At 64.5% G+C, this 2,351-nt stretch carries 1 protein-coding gene; it reads left to right on the plus strand.

What is annotated here, in order from left to right; all coding sequences use genetic code 11:
- Positions 1 to 2,351, plus strand: a 2,351-nt coding sequence (locus BLP82_RS29945; RefSeq protein WP_139198023.1) for an AMP-binding protein, incomplete at both ends; no start/stop codon positions are given.

The raw sequence follows: 2,351 nt of genomic DNA on the forward strand, positions 1-2,351 counted from the left end.
GCCTTCGTGATGCTCGAAGCCTTCCCGTTGACCACCAATGGCAAGCTGGACCGCAAGGCGTTGCCGGCACCGGATCAGTCGGCGGTGATCAGCCGCGAATACGAAGCTCCCCAAGGGGAAGTGGAAAGCGCCATTGCCCGGATCTGGCAGGATTTGCTCAAGCTCGAACGAGTAGGTCGCCACGACAATTTCTTCGAACTGGGCGGTCATTCGCTGCTGGCGGTCAAGTTGATCGAGCGCATGCGCCAGATCGATCTGAGCGCCGACGTGCGGGTGCTGTTCGGCCAGCCGACATTGGCTGCGCTGGCTGCTGCGGTTGGCGGACACGCAGACGTCGTGGTGCCGGCCAACCTCATTCCCGCTGGCTGCACGCGAATCACCCCGGACATGTTGCCCCTGGCCGATCTGGACCAGGAGGCCATCGACCGGATCGTGGCCGCCGTGCCTGGCGGCGTCGCCAACGTGCAGGACATCTATGCCCTGGCGCCGTTGCAGGAAGGCATTCTCTACCATCACCTGGCCGCGGAGCAGGGCGACCCCTACGTGTTGCAGGTGATGTTCGGCTTTGACAGTCGCGAGCGCCTGCAAGCCTTTGCCCAGGCTTTGCAGAGCGTGGTGTCGCGCAACGATATCCTGCGCACCGGCATGGCCTGGCAGGGCCTGGAGTCACCGGTGCAGGTGGTCTGGCGCCACGCGACGCTGGCCCTTGAAGAAGTCGGGCTGGATCCGGCGGCGGGCGATGCAGTGCGACAGTTGCACGAACGCTTCGACCCGCGTCACTACCGCCTCGACATCGCCCAGGCACCGTTGATGCGGCTGGCCTATGCCCAGGATCTGGCGAACCAGCGTTGGGTCGGCATGCTGCTGTTCCATCACGTGGCGCTGGACCACACCGCCCTTGAGGTGGTGGTGCATGAAATGCAGGCCAGCCTGCTGGAGCAGGCAGAGCTGCTTGCACCGGCTGTGCCGTACCGCAATCATGTCGCCCAGGCCCGGTTGGGCGTGAGTCGTGAACAGCACGAAGCGTTCTTCCGCGACATGCTGGGTGACATCGACGAACCGACGTTGCCGTTCGGTCTGCTGAATGTGCAGGGCGACGGCAGCGGCATCGAAGAAGTGCAACAAGGCGTGGATGGGGCATTGGCCCAGCGCTTGCGGGCGCAGGCTCGTCAGCTCGGGGTGAGTGCGGCGAGCCTGGTCCACCTGGCCTGGGGCCAGGTGGTCGGGCGCGTCTCAGGGCGTGAAGAAGTGGTGTTCGGCACCGTACTGATGGGCCGGATGCAGGGCGGCGAGGGTGCGGACCGGGCGCTGGGGATGTTCATCAATACCTTGCCGCTGCGGGTGAGTGTGGGGCACATCGACGTCCGTACAGGCGTGAAGGCCACCCACGCCCGGTTGAGCGGATTGTTGGGGCATGAACATGCTTCCCTGGCATTGGCCCAGCGTTGCAGCGGTGTACCGGCCTCGCTTCCATTGTTCAGCACGTTGTTGAACTATCGGCACAGCGCCGGTGAAGCCGCGTCCGAGCAGGCCATCGCGGCCTGGCACGGGATTCACACCCTGGGCATGGAGGAGCGGACCAACTACCCGTTGTGCCTGAACGTCGACGACCTCGGCGAAGGTTTCCTGCTGACAACCCAGGCGGTGGTCGAAGTGGGTGCGCGACGTGTCTGCGGCTACATGCATATGGCGTTGGAGAGCCTGGTGCAGGCGCTGGAGCATGCACCTGAGGCCCCGTTGCGCGAGTTGTCGATCGTACCTGTCGACGAGCGCGAGCAATTGCTGGTGGCGTTCAACGCCACTGACGCCGAGTACCCACTGGAACAGACCATTCACGGCTTGTTCGAGGAGCAGGTGCGACGCACGCCGGATGCACTGGCGGTGCGTCATGGCCGGCACCAGCTCAACTATCGCGAGCTCAACGGGCTTGCCAACCGGTTGGCCCATTACCTGCGCAAACAGGGTGTGCAGCCGGACTCGCGGGTGGCGATCTGCGTCGAGCGTGGCCTCGACATGGTCGTGGGCTTGCTGGCGATCTTGAAGGCGGGCGGTGGTTATGTGCCGCTGGATCCGACGTATCCGGCGGATCGGATTGCCTACATGCTCGAGGACAGCGCCCCGGCGGCGATCCTGGTGCAGGCGGCCACGCGAGGCTTGCTGGGTGAGACGGTGGTCCCGTTGATCGATCTCGACAAAGGTATCTGGCAGGACGAGGCGGCGCCCAATCCGCAGGTCGACGGCCTGACGTCGGCGCATCTGGCCTATGTGATCTACACCTCCGGTTCCACCGGTTTGCCCAAGGGTGTGATGATCGAACACCGCAACACGGTGAATTTCCTGACCTGGGCCCA

It is taken from the genome of Pseudomonas sp. NFACC37-1 (assembly GCF_900101575.1).
Taxonomy (GTDB): Bacteria; Pseudomonadota; Gammaproteobacteria; order Pseudomonadales; family Pseudomonadaceae; genus Aquipseudomonas; species Aquipseudomonas fluorescens_AA.